The organism is Cupriavidus sp. L7L (assembly GCF_004353535.1).
GTDB lineage: Bacteria > Pseudomonadota > Gammaproteobacteria > Burkholderiales > Burkholderiaceae > Cupriavidus > Cupriavidus oxalaticus_A.
On the sequence record NZ_SMNY01000003.1, the window covers coordinates 426,816 to 441,853 of the forward strand.

The following is a 15,038-nucleotide window of genomic DNA, read 5'->3' on the forward strand; positions in this document are numbered from 1 at the left end:
AGACGGAAGCCGCCACTTCAGCGCCAGCACCGGGCTAAAACCAAGTTCGACATGCGCCCCTGGATGATCACCCGCCATGACAATCCGTAACCTCGATGCGCTGTTTCGTCCCCGCTCGGTGGCTTTGATCGGCGCGACAATGCGGCCACTCAGCGTTGGGGCCACTGTACTGGCCAACCTGACCGCCGGCAGCTTTGCCGGCCCTGTGTACCTGGTCAATCCCAAGTACGCCACGCTTGCCGGCAGGCACTGCTACGCGTCTGTCGAGGCCCTGCCCGCGCCGCCCGACCTTGCGGTGCTCTGTACGCCCGCTGCCACGATACCCAGGCTCATCGCCGAACTTGGTATCGCGGGCACGCGCGCGGCCATCGTGCTGAGTGCCGGCTTCGAGGGCCCCTCGGAGAGCGCCGCCGGCACCATGCGTCAGGCCGTTTTAGAAGCGGCGCGGCCCCATCTGCTTAGGATCCTGGGACCAAACTGCGTAGGATTGATTGCTTCGGGCATCGGCCTCAATGCGAACTTCGCCCCCGGCACTGCCATCCCTGGCAACCTGGCATTCGCTACGCAGTCCGGCGCACTGGCGACGACGGTACTGGACTGGGCACGATCGCGCCAGATCGGCTTTTCTCACTTCATCTCTCTCGGTGACAGTGCTGATGTGGACGTGGCCGATGTGCTCGACTACCTGGCCAGCGACGGTGCGACGCGCGCCATCCTCCTCTATGTCGAGGCGATCCGGCATGGCGCGAAGTTCATGTCGGCGGCGCGCGCTGCGGCGCGCAGCAAGCCGGTACTGATAATCAAGGGCGGGCGCTCGGCGCAGTCAGCACGCGCTGCCGCTTCTCATACCGGCGCGCTGGCCGGCGCCGACGGGGTCTATGATGCCGCCATCCGGCGAGCCGGCATGTTGCGGATCGATAATACCGAGTCGCTGTTCGACGCGGTCGAGATGCTGGCCCGGCTGCACGGCCTGCGTGGCCCGCGGCTGGCCATCCTGACCAACGGTGGCGGCGCCGGTGTGATGGCGACTGACGCCATCGCGGACGGAGGCGGAACCCTTGCCAGCCTGTCGGACCGGACCTTGGCCAGGCTGGACGACGTGCTTCCGGTCACGTGGCCGCGCGCCAATCCGGTCGACATCATCGGCGACGCACCCGTCGATCGTTACGAGAAAGCGTACGCCATCCTGTGCGACGCCCCGGAGGTCGATGCCGTGCTGATGATCCACGCCCCAACGGCCATCGTTCCCGCCACGAAGATTGCCGCCGCGCTTGTCAGTGCGCCGCCTGGCGGCAAGCCCCTCCTGACCGCGTGGCTCGGCGGGGAGTCGGTACGACACGCGCGCCACTTGTGCCAGCATGCCGGCCTGCCGACCTTCGAGACGCCGGAACAAGCGGTACGCGCATTCCTGCAGGCCTGCCAGTACCGCGACAATCAGCAACTGTTGATGCGCACGCCGCCGGCCGAGGACACATCGACCCCAATCGACAAGGCAGCGGCGCAGGCGATTGTCGCGGACGCGCTGCGCAGCGGCAGACGGATGTTGACAGAACCCGAAGCAAAGGACGCGTTGGCGGCCTACGGCATCCCCGTTGTCCCGACCTGCACGGCACAGAACGTCGACGACGCGGTGCGGCAGGCTGCACGGCTGGGCTATCCCGTTGCGCTGAAGATCCTTTCCGGCGACATCACACACAAGTCCTCCGCCGGTGGCGTGGCGCTGGGGCTGGCTGACGCTGCCGCCGTGCGAAGCGCCGGCAACGCCATGCTCGCGCGCATCCGGCAGGATTCCCCGGATGCGCGGCTGGATGGATTCACCGTCCAGCCTATGGTCAGCTTCAGTGACAGCTTCGAACTGATCGCCGGTGCTACGACGGATGCCGTGTTCGGACCGGTCCTGCTGTTTGGCCACGGCGGCGTCAACACCGAGCATATCGGGGACACCGCCATCGCGCTGCCGCCGCTCGATGCATTACTCGCGCAGGACCTGGTATCGCGTACCCGCGTTGGCCGCCTGCTGCACGGCTGGCGGGGACATCCGGGCATCGACCAGGAGCGCCTCCTCCATGTACTGGTGCAACTGTCCCGCATGGTGTGCGACATCCCCGAGATTACTGAACTCGACGTCAATCCCCTGCTGGCAAGCCCCCATGGCGTGATCGCGCTTGACGCACGCATCGCCGTGGCCGTGCCGTCCCGAGGAGGACCGCGGCTGTCCATCCAGCCCTATCCGGAGGCGCTGGAGGAGCGCATTATGTGTAATGGACACAATTACCTGATACGGCCTGTGCGGCCGACAGACGAGGCAGCTTACCAGGCCTATTTCCGTCAGCTCACGCCGGAGGATATCCACGCACGTTACTTCTGTGCGTTCCGCGAGCCCGACCACGATCGACTCGCTCGGCTCACGCAGATCGACTACGCGCGCGAAATGGTCTTTATCGCGACGATCACCGATGCTTCGGGTCGGTGCGAGATCCTCGGGGAGGTGCGCGCGGTTGCGGACCCAGACAATGTCCAGGCGGAATTCGGCATCGCCGTGCGCTCGGATTGCCACGGACAAGGGCTGGGAAAACTGTTGCTTGAAAAGATGGTGCGCTATGCGCGTGCAAGAGGCATCGGCGCGCTGGTGGGCACTACGTTGCCCCACAACGCTGCCATGCTTGGGCTGGCGCGCACCTGCGGTTTCACCGTCAAAGCTGCGCCAGGCCTCGAAGGCATCAGCCTGTATCTTCCCCTGACGGAGGGTGGCTGAGTGGCAAAGCATTGAGGCATCGCAACTGCCTCACGGCCGGTTCGCCTACGCTGGTAGCCATGGAGCCAGCGCGATCTGCTTACCGGTGCCGAGCGTGCCGACATCTGCGCAAGGCTGCGCAGCACCACGTCTGCGCAGGAGCCACCAAGAGCAATCATGCGGCGTGCCCAGGACCAGGTCCTGACGCGTGCCGGCGAGCGCGGTGTCGTGCTACGACCGGGCCAGCATGGGTATCCGCGCATGGGCACGCGCGGCGACTTCGGCAGTCCCTCATAGGCGGCTACCATGCTTGGGCACCGAGGGATACACTTCCCCGGAGCAATCCGGGTGTCGGCGAGCCCATCGCCGTGCCGCGGAAATCGCGACGCGGATGGCCATGCCCTCGTCATGGCCACTTGCCAGCAGGGCATTGGCAATCTCGACCGCCTTGCCGCGCACTGGCGGGGCTAAGCGCTTCATCGCAGCCGGAAAGCGATCATAGGTCCACGGCATCTCAGTCTCCGGTTCAAATGTTCTGGCGTCCAGGAAGCACTGTTCGCTCTACCGTTTCCACCCGCTCCATAACCGGATCTCAGTGACTACAAGCTCGTTCATCGTCAGCGTGCCGGTCTTGTCGGTCGCAATCATCGTGCAAGAAGCCAGCGACTCGACGGCTGGCATCTTGCGCACGATCACCCCCGCCTTGGCCATGCGCCGCATCCCGATGGCCAGCGCCACGGATATTGCGATGGCAGGCCCTCTGGAATTGCGCTCACTGCCAGGCCGACCGACATCATGAACAGCTCAGCGCAGCAGTCCAAAGAGCATCAACAATGCGACAGCGCCACCGACTGCCAGGCCGATCATCCGCGAGAAGTGCTCCAGCCGGACGATGAGGGGTGGCTTAAAGTCGGCCGTTCGCGCCAGATCGCTGGCAATTTGCCTCATCCGCGTCGCCGTACCGGTCGCCTCCACGACGCCGCGGCCTCGGCCCCGCAGGGTCACGGTGCCGGCAAACGCCCGGTCCCGGAACCCGGCTTCCAGGTCGCGCTCGGTGCCGGACAGCTCCGTATTGTTTACCGCCAGCGATTCGCCGGTCAGCAATGATTCGTCGCACCGCAGGTCCGTGGCTTCGATCAGCCTCAGGTCAGCCGGGACGCGGCCGCCCGCTTCCAGCAGCACCAGGTCGCCCGGCACCAATTCGGTGCCCACCGTGGCTCGAGTGAGCGCCTTCCAACGGATCTGCGGAATGCTGCATGGCCACCTGTGTCACCCATTCGCCTCAACCCGTCTTACCATCGCCTGGTCGTTCCCTCCAGCGTAGGGAGTTTCGCCTTGATACGGTTGATGTGTATCAATCAGCAAGGCACGAAGCCTGCTTCTTGCGTGACTTTCCTCTCTGCTGCGGTTCCACGCTAGTGTGCCCCGGTCCTTGTCGGGAAACGCTGACACGACCTTCCCCGGCCCTGACTCCATATTCAGCCGTTACCTATTTGCCGCGGCCGGGATAGGGCGGACACTGGCCTCATGCCAAATTCCGGTCGAACTCACATCCCTACGCTGTATCTCGTCGAGCCGTCGAATTCGCTCCGCTGTCGGCAGTTGAGCATGTTCGCGCGCATTGCAGGTATCCGCGTGATTGCGGCGGGCCCGAGTGCCAGCAGCGAGCTGGCTTGCCTCTCGCACTACCAGCCCGACATCGTGGTCATCGGCTTGCGTACCGCCAGCACGCGCTCGCTGCACGACGTCAGGGCGATCCGCTCTGCATTGCCTGACTGCATTCTCCTGGTGCTGGTCGACGCCCTGGCGCAACCGCTTCGGCGTGCTTGCCTGGAGGCAGGTGGCGACTATTGCTTCGACCGAACCTTGGAACTGGATGCGATAGGTTCAACGCTGGGCCGCCTGGCGGTCGGTGCCTGATCGCATGCCCTTGGCCGGCATCCTGCTACAGATCCGCGTCTTCATCGAACAAATGGTTCCGCATCGCGTAGCGCAGCAGCATGGCCTCGTTGGGCATCTGCATTTTCTCCATCAGGCGCATCTTGTATGTGCTGACCGTCTTCGCGCTGACGCACAGCGCCGAGGCAATGGCTGTGATGGGCTCGCCCATCACGAGCCGCCGATACACTTCCAGTTCGCGGTCCGATAGCCGAAGATGAGGCAGGTCGTCGGTCTGGTCCTTGATGCCACTCGCCAGCTTGGCTGCCATGCCCTGGCTGACGTAAGTGCCGCCGCGGGCGACCTGCTCGATGGCCACGACCAATTCGGTCGCGGCGCTCTCCTTGGTCAGGTAGCCTGCCGCGCCTGCCTGGAAGGCACGCACGATGTATTGCTCCTCGGCGTGCATGGTCAAGACCAGGATACGCAGCGCCGGCTCTTCAGCGCGCAACAGCCTGATGAGCTCAAGACCGCTGCGTCCCGGCATCGACAGGTCCAGCAACAGCACCTGCGGCCTACAGTCCCTTACCATTTTCGGCACCTGGGAGCCGTCGGCGGCCTCGCCCACAACCTCGAACGCGCCGGCACGTTCCAGAATATGCCGCAATCCGTCGCGGACCACCGCGTGGTCGTCCGCAATCATCACGCGTGTCATACGTCGTCTCCCACCTGCAATGCCAGCGCAAACGCGGCCGCGCCAGACACGGCAGCGATGTATCGACGCACCGTCGCGGCATTGCCCGGCTGTTAATGTGTGTGCCAAATCGACTATAGATTTTGCGTCGGCAAGGCAAAAGCCATCGTGACACACATGCAGTCAACGCCACATAGCAAGATGCAAAGTGGATGTCCCTCGCATGCTGTCGGAGCAAATCACAGCATCATGGCCAGAGGGTAGCGGCCGGTACATCACGACGCTGTGGGCTGGACCACATTTGGCAGTTCGTGCGACATGCGAATGCCCGCCGGATTCGAGTTTCGGCTTCAGTGCGACATGAAGACCGGGAAGGCAGTCTGGCGCAGGAGGCTGCGGGTCGATCCTCCAAGTACGAGCTCGCGCAGCCGCGAGTGGCCATAGCCGCCTGCAACGAGCAGGCCGGCCTGCACGTCGCCGACAAGTCGCGGCAGTAGCTCATCCGGCTCACCATGCGCTACGTGCAGGTCGGCCTCGACGCCGTGGCTTGCCAGCCACGCCACGAGGCGCTGGCCGCTCTCGTGGCTCGCGTCGCTCTCATGGGATTCCTGATCCTGCGGCTCGGGACTTTCGCTCGCCGACGCAACTACAAGGACAGACACCGCGCCGGCACGGGTGAGCCACGGCATTGCATCCGCGACCACCCGGGCCGCCGCCCGAGACCCATTCCACGCTATCGCAACATGACCTTCCAAGGTAGGGCCGGCAAGACCCGGCAGTAGCAGGATGGGCCGCCCGGATTCGAGCATCACATACTCGGCAACGCCTGGCATTCCAGCGGGAACGTCGGTATGTACCGAAGGCGGACCAGGCAAGATAAGATCGGCGAAGCGGCCATGCGTAGCCAGCGCCCAGCCGGCTTCAGCCTCGACGACAACATGCCGCGTTGGAATCGTCGGCGAGACGCGCCCGACCCACTCCCGCAACGCTTCATGGTGCCTCGCAGCCAGGTGCTGGAGCTTGCCCCGCGCAAGGGCGTCATATCGTCCAGCCTCTTCCCCCGCACCGCGAAACGGCTCCAGGTGCGTGCCGGTTGCCGTAAGGCCCACCACGCTGCCGGCGAATGCCGCGGCAACCTGCGCCGCGCACTCGACGCGCGCCGCACACGCCGGGCCATCGGTCAGGTCGACAAGGATCGTTCTGAAATTCATGGTGTAGCCTCAGGTAGTGAAGGCACCGCGTGTGTTGAGTCACTTGAGTTGATACGCCTGACGGTACTCGGGCATAGTGACTTCCCAGTGCAACTCTCGCTCAATTCGCTGCCGCAGCGCATCGCTGGCCTGTGGCTCGCCATGCACGACGAACGTCTGTCTGGGCGCTTGTCCAAAACCGCGGAGCCAGGTCATCAGCTCCGCTGCGTCGGCGTGTGCCGACAGGTTTTCCACCTGCTCCACTGCCGCCCGCACGACGACATCCTTGCCGTGTACGCGGATATCACGCCGACCTGCCGCCAGCGCCGCGCCGCGAGTGCCGGTGGCCTGGAAGCCAGACAAGAGGATAGTGTTGCGCGCATCCGGTCCGTAGGTCGCAAGGTGGTGGACCACGCGCCCGCCCGTGGCCATGCCGCTGCCGGCAAGGATGATCTTGGGACTGCGGTCCTGGTTCAGCCAGATCGATTGCTCCATGCTCTGCACTGGCGTCGCCAGACTGCAGGCTGCGGCACATTCGGCACGATCGATGTGAAGCTCTTCCGGATGCAGAGCAAAGATGCTGGTCGCATCAATCGCCATGGGGCTGTTGAGGTACACCGGCACATCCGGAATTCTCTTCTGCTCCTGCAAGCGGTGCAGGCAATAGAGCAGACTCTGGGTGCGCCCAACGGCGAAGGCGGGAATGATCAGGCTGCCACCCCGCCCGATGGTCCTGCTCACGATCTCGCCCAGCACATCGATCGGATCGGCAGTCGGGTGAATCCGATCGCCGTAGGTAGATTCCACCAGGAGGATATCCGCCTGCCGGATGACATCCGGTGGGCGCATAACAATATCGTGCTGCCGCCCGAGGTCGCCGGAAAAGACGATGCGCTTGCCCTGCGCGTGCAGCGTGACGATGGCCGAGCCGATGATATGCCCCGCCCGGCTGAATTCTGCCTCTACGCCGGGCACCACCGGAAATCGCTTGTCGTAAGGAATTGGCTGTAGCCGCCGCAAGGCGCGCGCGGCGTCTGCGCCTGTGTATAGCGGCATTGCAGGGTGGTGGCGCGAATAGCCTTTGCGATTGGCGTAGCCGGCATCCTCTTCTGCCAGATGCGCACTGTCTGGCAGCAGGATGCAGCACAATTGCGCCGTGCCCATGGTGCAGTAGACCTTACCCTGGAAGCCGTTGCGAACAAGCAGCGGCAGGTAGCCACTGTGGTCAATGTGGGCGTGTGTGAGTACGACGGCATCAAGCGTAGCAGGATCGACGGGAAGCGGATCCCAGTTACGCAACCGTAGCGTCTTGTACCCCTGAAACAGGCCGCAATCAACCATGACGCGATGATGACCGGTGTCGAGGACATACTTGGACCCGGTGACGGTGTCGGTCGCGCCGAGAAACTGGAGGTGCATAAGTCACGTCCTTTGCAAGCTGCGGGGATGGCGCTACGCTCGCTCAGTGCGAGAACAGGACCGGCACCGTCATGGATTCAAGCAGCGTCCGGGTAACGCCGCCGAGGACCAGTTCCCGCATCCGGCCATGCCCATAGGCGCCCATCACGATCAGGTCAGCACCAAAGTCGGAAGCACGAGTCAGGAGCAGTTCACCAATCGTCATGTCCGCGCCGCCGGGCCCATGTTCAATCTCGACAGCCACGCCGTGGCGCTCCAGGACGCGGGCCGCATGTGCGACCGGCGTCGCGTCGAGCCTGGTCTCCTTGGCTGCTGTATGCGCGCAGACGATACGCGCCTGCGCGCCGGCGATCAACGGTACCGCATCGTGTAGCGCGCGAGTCGCTTCCCGGCTGCCGTTCCAGGCGACTACCACGCGGGTGCCCAGCGTGTGGAATGTGCCGGCTGACGGCACCACGAGTGTAGGTCGCCCGCTCTCCAGCAGCAGCGCCTCCAACAACTGCCTGCCGACTACGCCGTCGGCGTTATCGATGTCATACTGCCCGGCAACGACTAGCCCCGCCTCGCGCGCCTCGCGTAACGCCGACGCCACAGAATCGCGCTCCGTCAAGCGCCATTCGGCCTGCACGGGAAATCCCTGCGTCCTGGCCAGGAAATGGCCTCGCACCTCCTCGCGGATCTTCGCGCGCCTGGCCATCTCCTCTTCGAAATAGCGCTGCGCGTTCTCCATCCGGTAGAACCACGCCGGTTCGGGGACGAAGCCCACGTACAGGCCGATCAACGGACACGCATTGATCGCGGCGAGGCGCACGGCCAGTTCCAGCCGCTGCGTTGCTTGCCGGCTATTGTCCACGTGTACCACGATGCTATCGCAGGCCATGATCGGTTCCTTCTGAACAGCGATTCAAGGGCAGTTTAGGCAGGCCCACGGGCATCGACTTGACTCAAATCAATGATGCCGAAAGCGCTTTCGTGGCTTCAATTGGAAAACGGACCGCTGAACCTTGCGCATTGCCCTTGTGGTAGCGCAATCTGGTGCGACTGTCTGCGTCTACGCTTAGTGCAAGGCGTTGTACCGGAATCTATCGGAACCCTTCCCCCAAGGAGACAGCCATGTATCGCCGCCTTCTGCTTGCCGTGGACCGCGCTGGTGCCGCGAGCGCGGCGCAGCCTCGATAAGGGCGGAACTGTGGTTTGCGGCGGCATTCATATGAGTGATATCCCGGCCATGCCATACGCGCTTCTCTGGGAGGGTCCGCGCTTAAAGGCTTGAACGGCGAGGCACGAGCACGACGGGTACGGGTGCCGCAGCCACCACTCTTACTGCGATGGATCCCATAACCGCCGACAAGAAGGCGCCATGTCCGTGCGTCCCCATCACGATCACATCGGCACGGCAGTTCCGAGCCACGGCAACAATCTCGTTCGCCGGCTCGCCAATGCAATGGTGTTCGGTCACTGCGCAGTGATCTGCCTGAAGCAACGGCAATATCGACGTAAAGGCATCCTGAGCTGCTGCGCTTGCCCATTGTTCCATTTGTTCCCTTGTAAGGTAGGCCCTTGGTCGTCCTGTGATCTCAGGAAGCACGTGCACCAAGTGCACATTTAGCGGCCGCTGGAAAAGTCCTGAGGCCAAGAGCGCTCTCGCTGCCGCGACGCTGTAATCAGATCCATCGCAGGGAAGTACGACATTAGTCATGGCATGCGTCCTTAGCAGTGGGTTCTTGTCAGAGCCGGATAATTGCAAGACTATGTATGACGAGTTCTTTCGGATTGATTTGCATCAATGATGCGAAGAGTTTAAAGATTCGAATATGACCTGGACCAGTGCGCGTGTCGAAGTCGCTTCCGGTGAAGTGTCAGCTTTCTGTAGACGGGCAACCTCGATAGAACGCATTTCCTGGCGCACAATTGCTGGACTAGGCTACCGCCGCTCGAACCCATCGTCCCATTCTTGTGACCGCGTTCTGCGATGAACAGTTGCGCTTGAGGTGTGTCAACCCGTCATCGCACATGTCGTCTATCGTTCAATGGACGCGAGTCAACGGCAAGGCTTTTTCCGCCTTCCAGGTCCTTCTTTCCAAGAACGCGCTGCCATAATGGCTATCCCTCGGCATTTGCTTCATAAGGTTGGACTCGCAACGACCAAGGTTGGAGGATGGACAGCAAAAGGACTTATCGGAGGAAGAACATGCCTGCGAGCTGGATTCGAAGGGTGATGCTACTGGCGTTGCCTGTAACCGTTCTGAACTTGGCCAGTGCGGACAACCTGACTCTTCCGGAACTTCCCGACATGCGAGAGTCAACCGGAATTGTCTATATTTCGGGGGGAATCGGGACGGAAGAAGTCGACCGCATGCGGGAACTGGCGCCAATCTTTAACGTGAGAATCCGCTTTCAACAGGAGTCGACTGGCGCCTCGCTTTCAGACGTTAAGGTCGTGGTCCTAAACGAGAGAAACGAGCGGCTTTTGCGACTTGAAACGGAAGGTCCACTTCTCTACATGAAGATGCCACCAGGCAAATATCTCCTGGCCATGGCCTACCAAGACACCGTTAAGAAGCAATTCATCACCGTCCGGCGTGCGGCTCGCAGCATGACATTCACCTTCCCAGAGCACGGAATTTGAATGACGATAGCTCTCAAGATAACTCGGCTCGTGACTTGATAGCGCACTTTTCCGGTGCTCCAGTGGCTCAACCGTTCCGGCGTCAGATATTCGACCCGCTTATTACTCAAGGACGAAACTCAGGAAGACTTCGCGGATGAAATTGCCTCCGAGGCAAACGGGTGGCCTGCAGATCTGATTGTTTTATGTCACCACGTAATATTGCTCTGCCCGAGGCCTTCGATCGTTCGAATCTTCTTTCCCTCGACTTCCGAGATGGGAGTGATGCACGAACGCACTGGCTTCCCATTAACCGTGATGAAGTCTCCCGGACGAAAATCGTCATTCACGTAGAGGCCCATCACCGACTCGAGTGAAGGCTGAAGACGATCATCGAATCCTCTAAGCGAGGCCGGAGCTCTAGAACAGGAGTCCGAATAAGTGCTTCAGCAAATCCTCAAGGGGCATGATGGTTAATGCCAACGGCGCAACCGGAATCAGTACAGCCGCCGCAAGTTGCACGATGGCATCTTTCGTGATGGGCGCAAGGCGCATGCCGCGCACCACTTCGAAACTATTGCTGAGATCAGCAAGCGACTGAATGTCGCCGCTCCCAACCAGGGGCTCGTCGGCCGATACGCCACCGCGCAACCATTTTGCATCGAACTCGCGCACATATCGTTCCGCCAGCGTTCCATATTCGTTCAGGCCTCTCCGCTTGGCCTGGGCGAGTTGAGGAGAAAATACCAGCAGCGGTCCGAAAACGACAGTCAGCAGAAACATTACCATCACGCCAATTTCCATCTTGAAATCCGGCAAGGCGGCGTCGAGAAAGATAATGCGATTAGCGAGATTTGCGGCCAGCATTACGCCGTGCGCAGCCAAAAGAAGGGAGAAGGCATGAGCTGTATTGGCAAGAAAACCCAAGCCACCAACGCAATCCGGGTGTGTCGGAATGAGACTCAGCTTGATTCTCGAGGTCTGCCACAGAAACCGCATCCAGATGAACAGGCGAAAATACCAGCGAATTAGCAGGAACTGGAAAATCGGCAAGCTTACGTATCCGTACCAGATGCCAGCCAGTGAGAGTTTGGAGTGGCCGTCGGCATCGGTCGCATACCATGTTGTCGCCTGGAGAGCAGTGTAGTGACGCCAGATGACGAGGACGCCGACGCCATATACGATCGCTACCAACAGCGCCTCGCCAACGACCGAATTGCGCAGCCGGAGTGCCGCGTTAATAGCGGCATTAAACTGATCCATCGCGGCCTCGGGAACCAGATTCCGATCCAGGTACGCCTGGGCGATACCACGGAGGCGTTGATGCACTACGAGTTCTGCGGCAATCAGCAAAGGCACAGCCACAAGAAAGCGGAGGTGAACCTCTATATCCGTCAGGAACGGAACCGTCAGGTCCTTGCTCAACAAGCTGCCTTCCAAGGCGGAAAGCAAAAGGAGCGGAAGCCAAGCAAAAAGTGAAATGGTCACAATGCGTTGACGCACGAGGAGCAACGCATCGTCGGACAAATGGGCTCGCAGCAAAAGCTGATAAAGAGGGCCGCCCAGAACCAGCGAAAAATTCCGCCGATTTTGCGAATCATCGTCGCTGGATTCGGGGGCGAGATGCGCTCGTTTGGGTCCCAAGTTCCAGATGATCCTCATATCAGTTCACCATAAATTTCGACCCAGCACACTGCTTAGTTGCGCCTTCCCCGCCGTGGGAGTGTGCCGAGTCATGGGTACGTAGCTGTAGCCCGCCCTCAGCATCGAAGACAACAGTGGGCTTTGAGGTTGTCTCACAACCAGTGGTCACGCTGGGATTTCCGCGCGCAGGCGTGGCAGTGCTTACGATGGCCAGTTGAACGAACGGGTAACCCCACCACGCTTGGGAACCGTCACCGAAGCCTTCCTTTCGACGCCGTTGGCGGTCACAACAACCCGGTATGTGCCGGGGGGCATCTTCACATACAGAAGAGGCCCGTCCGATACGGCGGCGAAAACTTCCTGCCCCTTAGCGCTGAGTATGCTCGTGTTCACGCCGGCCAAAGCCTCGCCCGCATGTCCAGTAAAGGTCAGCCTCAGATTGAATTCCGAGGCGGTGCGCCTCATCGCCGCCACCTCGTCCACGCCGACGCCGCCGGTCTGGTAGTCGATATCGCCCGCACGGCGGACCGGTGGTACGCCGTCCGTGCTCGCCGCAGTGCCACTGGCCGTGGGGGCGGCCCGGACCGGTGCCGTTGCGTGTGGCTGGCAATCCATGACCGCGCTGTGGTGGCCGGACAGCGACACACCGCGTTCTTGCGCGCGGGCGTGCATCAGCTCACGCATCTGAGTGCCGATCTGTTGGCGTTCCGCAGGCGTCTGGCTGGCGTGCATCCGCCTGCAAAAGTCGGCGCGTTCGTCCGGAGTCAGCATGTCCATGCCAGCATAGTGCCCATGCTGCCGCCCCCCCGGTCCCATGTGCATGACAGAAGGCCCGCTCGCACCCGCAGCGGGACCCATACCCGTACCCGGGCCTGGGCCCATACCGGGCGCCGTGCCGCCTGCCGGACCGGGGCCCTGTGCCAGGGCGACAGGTAGGGCAGCACAGAACGCTAGAGCGACCACGGTAAATCTGAAAGCGGGAGCCATTGATCACCTCCTTGATGATCTCTTGTCTTATGGAAAGGATCTCCACAGCGACGATGCCTGCTTGTATTCAAGGGCAGCACCAAATTGAACACTTGATTCATATCAACCCAAGCGCGTGTGCCGCCGGCGGCACCGCTTACCGCTGCGTGCTTCCGTCGCGTGGTTTCGGTGCAAAAAAAGCTGAGCGCGGGCCATGAGAAAGTCAGCATCCCGACGTCCCGGCGAAGTCGCCGAGTCGATGCGCGCCCTGTGGCAGGCTGCGGTCGCGGTGCAACTCGACGTGGTGGCGCGCCTCAAGCGGGAGGCGCATGCCCCCCGCCGACACAGACAAGGCCGTCGGCCCCGGCGCCGCTGCTGCGCGCCGAACTGACCGAGGTGTGCGGCTCGCTGCCCGCGATGCCACGCTGGCCGAAGCGCGCGTCGCGCTTGCTTAAGGCGACGGCCAGGGCGGAACAGGTGGCCAGCCAGGTGGGCCAGCCGATGCAACCCTGTGCGCTAGCGACACGTCTGCGTGTGAGCCACAGTTCGTACCTTCCCGAGATGGTTTGCGGATTTCTTGGGGGACGGCTCAGATTTCTCCGATTTGAGGCAGCATAGTCAGTGCCAGTGTCGCGGCGCCAACTGCCATGGCTACCGCGTATGCTTTACCTACTGTTTTGCCTACGATGGTGCCGCCTGTAACCCAGGCAATCAACGCCTTGGTGACCAAGTTCGCCAAGACGGCCGCGCTCATGGCAACAACAACCGTACCGGTTCCCAGTCCGCCAGCGACGTGGATTCTCGCCAGAGAAATCACGATGGCATCAACGTCTGCCAGGCCTGACACCACCGAGACGGCATAGATGCCAGCTGCGCCCCACCAATCCTTGGCAGCAGGAACCAGGATTGCCATGACCGCTAGGAAGACCCCGAATCCGAGCGCTGAACCCAGGTCGAATGGCGCCATGGGAGCAATTTCGACGTCGTCCGAGGTGGTTCCAGGTAGGCGCCGCCAGAGCAACAAGCTAATCCCGAGCAGGACGATGCCTGTTACAACAAGGGCGGCGCCAAACGTGACGAGAAGCGTGGGCTGGATAACGCCGAGCAGGACAACCATCCGAAAGAACATCACACCGCATGCCCCGACGGCCCCGGCCGCGCATGCACGCTCCAGTGAAGGTTGCTGTCTCGCAAAGCGTGCCAGCGTTAATGTTGCCGCTGTCGAAGACGCAAGGCCGCCCAGCAAGCCGGTCAAGAGAATGCCCCGCTGTGAGCCAGTGAGGCGCATCGCCACATGTCCGACCATGGACAGGCTGGCAATCAGTATCACCGCCCACCATAGTTGGAACGGGTTCAATGCCTTGTAGGGCCCCAGCCCGATGCTCGGGAGATTAGGCAGAATGACGACGGAGAGCACCAGAAGTTGCAGCGCCGCCGTTAATTCGCGATGCTCAATCAAACGAAGCCAGCCATGCAATGTCGGCTTCATATCCAAGAGCACCGCCGCAATCACGGCTGCCCCAAGAGACAGAGCGATGGAACCGCGTGCTGCGTAGGCGCCTAGCACTAACGTCAACAACATCGCCACAGCACTCGTTGCGCTAAGGTTGCCGGACGATTTGGCGATATGTGTATACGACACCGCGAGCAGCATCGAAATGCCCAACAGTCCCCCGAGCAACGGCCACGCGCCAAATTCCGGAAACAGGTTGCCAAGGACTCCGCCCAAGAGCCCCGTCAAGGCAAATGTGCGCAGGCCCGCGACACGCCCTCCTTCTGGCAGTTCGCGCTCATGCCATCCACGCTCCAAGCCAATCAGAAGACCGACCGTCAGTGCTGCCGCCAAGCCCGTGGCCTCGTGGGGTATTCCGAGTGGCGTCAAGTCTGTTCTCCTCTGAGAACTTC

14 protein-coding genes and 1 pseudogene are annotated in these 15,038 nt (G+C 61.9%); 4 read left to right on the forward strand and 11 right to left on the reverse strand.

The window, feature by feature from the left end; all coding sequences use genetic code 11:
• Positions 1 to 76 precede the first annotated feature (76 nt).
• The gene (locus tag E1J61_RS04010) at positions 77 to 2,755 is read left to right on the forward strand and encodes a bifunctional acetate--CoA ligase family protein/GNAT family N-acetyltransferase (protein WP_133092832.1); all 2,679 of its coding nucleotides are present in this window, start codon (positions 77 to 79) and stop codon (positions 2,753 to 2,755) included.
• Between the two features lie 270 nt (positions 2,756 to 3,025).
• On the opposite strand, the gene E1J61_RS04015 is transcribed toward E1J61_RS04010, so the two are convergent.
• The 3 genes from E1J61_RS04015 to E1J61_RS38090 all read right to left on the reverse strand — a co-directional run bounded on the left by E1J61_RS04015 (position 3,026) and on the right by E1J61_RS38090 (position 3,946).
• Complete coding sequence (locus tag E1J61_RS04015) at positions 3,026 to 3,247, reverse strand: hypothetical protein (RefSeq protein ID WP_133092833.1); 222 nt, start codon at positions 3,245 to 3,247, stop codon at positions 3,026 to 3,028.
• 48 nt (positions 3,248 to 3,295) lie between these two features.
• Positions 3,296 to 3,472 (reverse strand): hypothetical protein, encoded by a 177-nt coding sequence (locus tag E1J61_RS38085; protein ID WP_243736764.1) that lies wholly within the window; start codon positions 3,470 to 3,472, stop codon positions 3,296 to 3,298.
• A 66-nt stretch (positions 3,473 to 3,538) separates the two neighbouring features.
• Positions 3,539 to 3,946: a hypothetical protein gene (locus E1J61_RS38090; RefSeq protein WP_243736765.1), complete on the reverse strand. Its 408-nt coding sequence runs from the start codon at positions 3,944 to 3,946 to the stop codon at positions 3,539 to 3,541.
• A gap of 396 nt (positions 3,947 to 4,342) precedes the next feature.
• Here E1J61_RS38090 and E1J61_RS04025 point away from each other — a divergent pair, with 396 nt between their 5' ends.
• On the forward strand, positions 4,343 to 4,654 hold the full coding sequence (locus E1J61_RS04025) for a response regulator transcription factor (RefSeq protein ID WP_133092834.1): 312 nt from the start codon (positions 4,343 to 4,345) through the stop codon (positions 4,652 to 4,654).
• 25 nt (positions 4,655 to 4,679) lie between these two features.
• Here E1J61_RS04025 and E1J61_RS04030 read toward each other — a convergent pair whose 3' ends face one another.
• The 4 genes from E1J61_RS04030 to E1J61_RS04045 form a co-directional block, all read right to left on the reverse strand.
• Positions 4,680 to 5,327 carry a response regulator transcription factor gene (locus tag E1J61_RS04030; RefSeq protein WP_133092835.1) on the reverse strand — a complete coding sequence of 216 codons (648 nt, stop codon included), beginning with the start codon at positions 5,325 to 5,327 and terminating at the stop codon, positions 4,680 to 4,682.
• A 329-nt stretch (positions 5,328 to 5,656) separates the two neighbouring features.
• Positions 5,657 to 6,517 carry a universal stress protein gene (locus tag E1J61_RS04035; protein ID WP_133092836.1) on the reverse strand — a complete coding sequence of 287 codons (861 nt, stop codon included), beginning with the start codon at positions 6,515 to 6,517 and terminating at the stop codon, positions 5,657 to 5,659.
• A gap of 39 nt (positions 6,518 to 6,556) precedes the next feature.
• A complete protein-coding gene (locus tag E1J61_RS04040; protein WP_133092837.1) occupies positions 6,557 to 7,915 on the reverse strand; it encodes an MBL fold metallo-hydrolase RNA specificity domain-containing protein in 1,359 nt (452 codons plus the stop codon).
• 43 nt (positions 7,916 to 7,958) lie between these two features.
• Positions 7,959 to 8,795 (reverse strand): universal stress protein, encoded by an 837-nt coding sequence (locus E1J61_RS04045; RefSeq protein ID WP_133092838.1) that lies wholly within the window; start codon positions 8,793 to 8,795, stop codon positions 7,959 to 7,961.
• 255 nt (positions 8,796 to 9,050) lie between these two features.
• Between E1J61_RS04045 and E1J61_RS38095 the strand changes: the two are divergent.
• Positions 9,051 to 9,179 (forward strand): annotated as a pseudogene (locus E1J61_RS38095) (alcohol dehydrogenase); the annotation flags it as partial.
• Here the strand turns inward: E1J61_RS38095 and E1J61_RS04055 are convergent.
• The gene (locus E1J61_RS04055; RefSeq protein WP_133092839.1) at positions 9,177 to 9,614 is read right to left on the reverse strand and encodes a universal stress protein; all 438 of its coding nucleotides are present in this window, start codon (positions 9,612 to 9,614) and stop codon (positions 9,177 to 9,179) included. The pseudogene E1J61_RS38095 and the gene E1J61_RS04055 sit on opposite strands and share 3 nt — an antisense overlap.
• 492 nt (positions 9,615 to 10,106) lie before the next feature.
• On the opposite strand from E1J61_RS04055, the gene E1J61_RS04060 reads away from it, so the two are divergent.
• Positions 10,107 to 10,544, forward strand: coding sequence for a hypothetical protein (locus E1J61_RS04060; protein ID WP_133092840.1), 438 nt, complete (start codon positions 10,107 to 10,109; stop codon positions 10,542 to 10,544).
• Between the two features lie 399 nt (positions 10,545 to 10,943).
• Here the strand turns inward: E1J61_RS04060 and E1J61_RS04065 are convergent, their stop codons facing one another.
• The 3 genes from E1J61_RS04065 to E1J61_RS04075 form a co-directional block, all read right to left on the reverse strand.
• Positions 10,944 to 12,185 carry a hypothetical protein gene (locus E1J61_RS04065; protein ID WP_133092841.1) on the reverse strand — a complete coding sequence of 414 codons (1,242 nt, stop codon included), beginning with the start codon at positions 12,183 to 12,185 and terminating at the stop codon, positions 10,944 to 10,946.
• 183 nt (positions 12,186 to 12,368) lie between these two features.
• Positions 12,369 to 12,944: a hypothetical protein gene (locus tag E1J61_RS04070; RefSeq protein WP_133092842.1), complete on the reverse strand. Its 576-nt coding sequence runs from the start codon at positions 12,942 to 12,944 to the stop codon at positions 12,369 to 12,371.
• A 778-nt stretch (positions 12,945 to 13,722) separates the two neighbouring features.
• Positions 13,723 to 15,015, reverse strand: a complete 1,293-nt coding sequence (locus E1J61_RS04075; RefSeq protein ID WP_133092843.1) for an MgtC/SapB family protein — start codon at positions 15,013 to 15,015, stop codon at positions 13,723 to 13,725.
• Positions 15,016 to 15,038 lie beyond the last annotated feature (23 nt).

Excerpts from the sequence above, each read along its gene's own strand:
- E1J61_RS04045 (WP_133092838.1), bottom strand. The coding sequence starts at position 8,795 with ATGGCCTGCGATAGCATCGTGGTACACGTGGACAATAGCCGGCAAGCA.
- E1J61_RS04070 (WP_133092842.1), bottom strand. The coding sequence starts at position 12,944 with ATGGACATGCTGACTCCGGACGAACGCGCCGACTTTTGCAGGCGGATG.
- E1J61_RS04015 (WP_133092833.1), bottom strand. The coding sequence starts at position 3,247 with ATGCCGTGGACCTATGATCGCTTTCCGGCTGCGATGAAGCGCTTAGCC.
- E1J61_RS04025 (WP_133092834.1), top strand. The coding sequence starts at position 4,343 with ATGTTCGCGCGCATTGCAGGTATCCGCGTGATTGCGGCGGGCCCGAGT.
- E1J61_RS04010 (WP_133092832.1), top strand. The coding sequence starts at position 77 with ATGACAATCCGTAACCTCGATGCGCTGTTTCGTCCCCGCTCGGTGGCT.
- E1J61_RS04055 (WP_133092839.1), bottom strand. The coding sequence starts at position 9,614 with ATGACTAATGTCGTACTTCCCTGCGATGGATCTGATTACAGCGTCGCG.
- E1J61_RS04065 (WP_133092841.1), bottom strand. The coding sequence starts at position 12,185 with ATGAGGATCATCTGGAACTTGGGACCCAAACGAGCGCATCTCGCCCCC.
- E1J61_RS04040 (WP_133092837.1), bottom strand. The coding sequence starts at position 7,915 with ATGCACCTCCAGTTTCTCGGCGCGACCGACACCGTCACCGGGTCCAAG.
- E1J61_RS04035 (WP_133092836.1), bottom strand. The coding sequence starts at position 6,517 with ATGAATTTCAGAACGATCCTTGTCGACCTGACCGATGGCCCGGCGTGT.
- E1J61_RS04060 (WP_133092840.1), top strand. The coding sequence starts at position 10,107 with ATGCCTGCGAGCTGGATTCGAAGGGTGATGCTACTGGCGTTGCCTGTA.
- E1J61_RS04030 (WP_133092835.1), bottom strand. The coding sequence starts at position 5,327 with ATGACACGCGTGATGATTGCGGACGACCACGCGGTGGTCCGCGACGGA.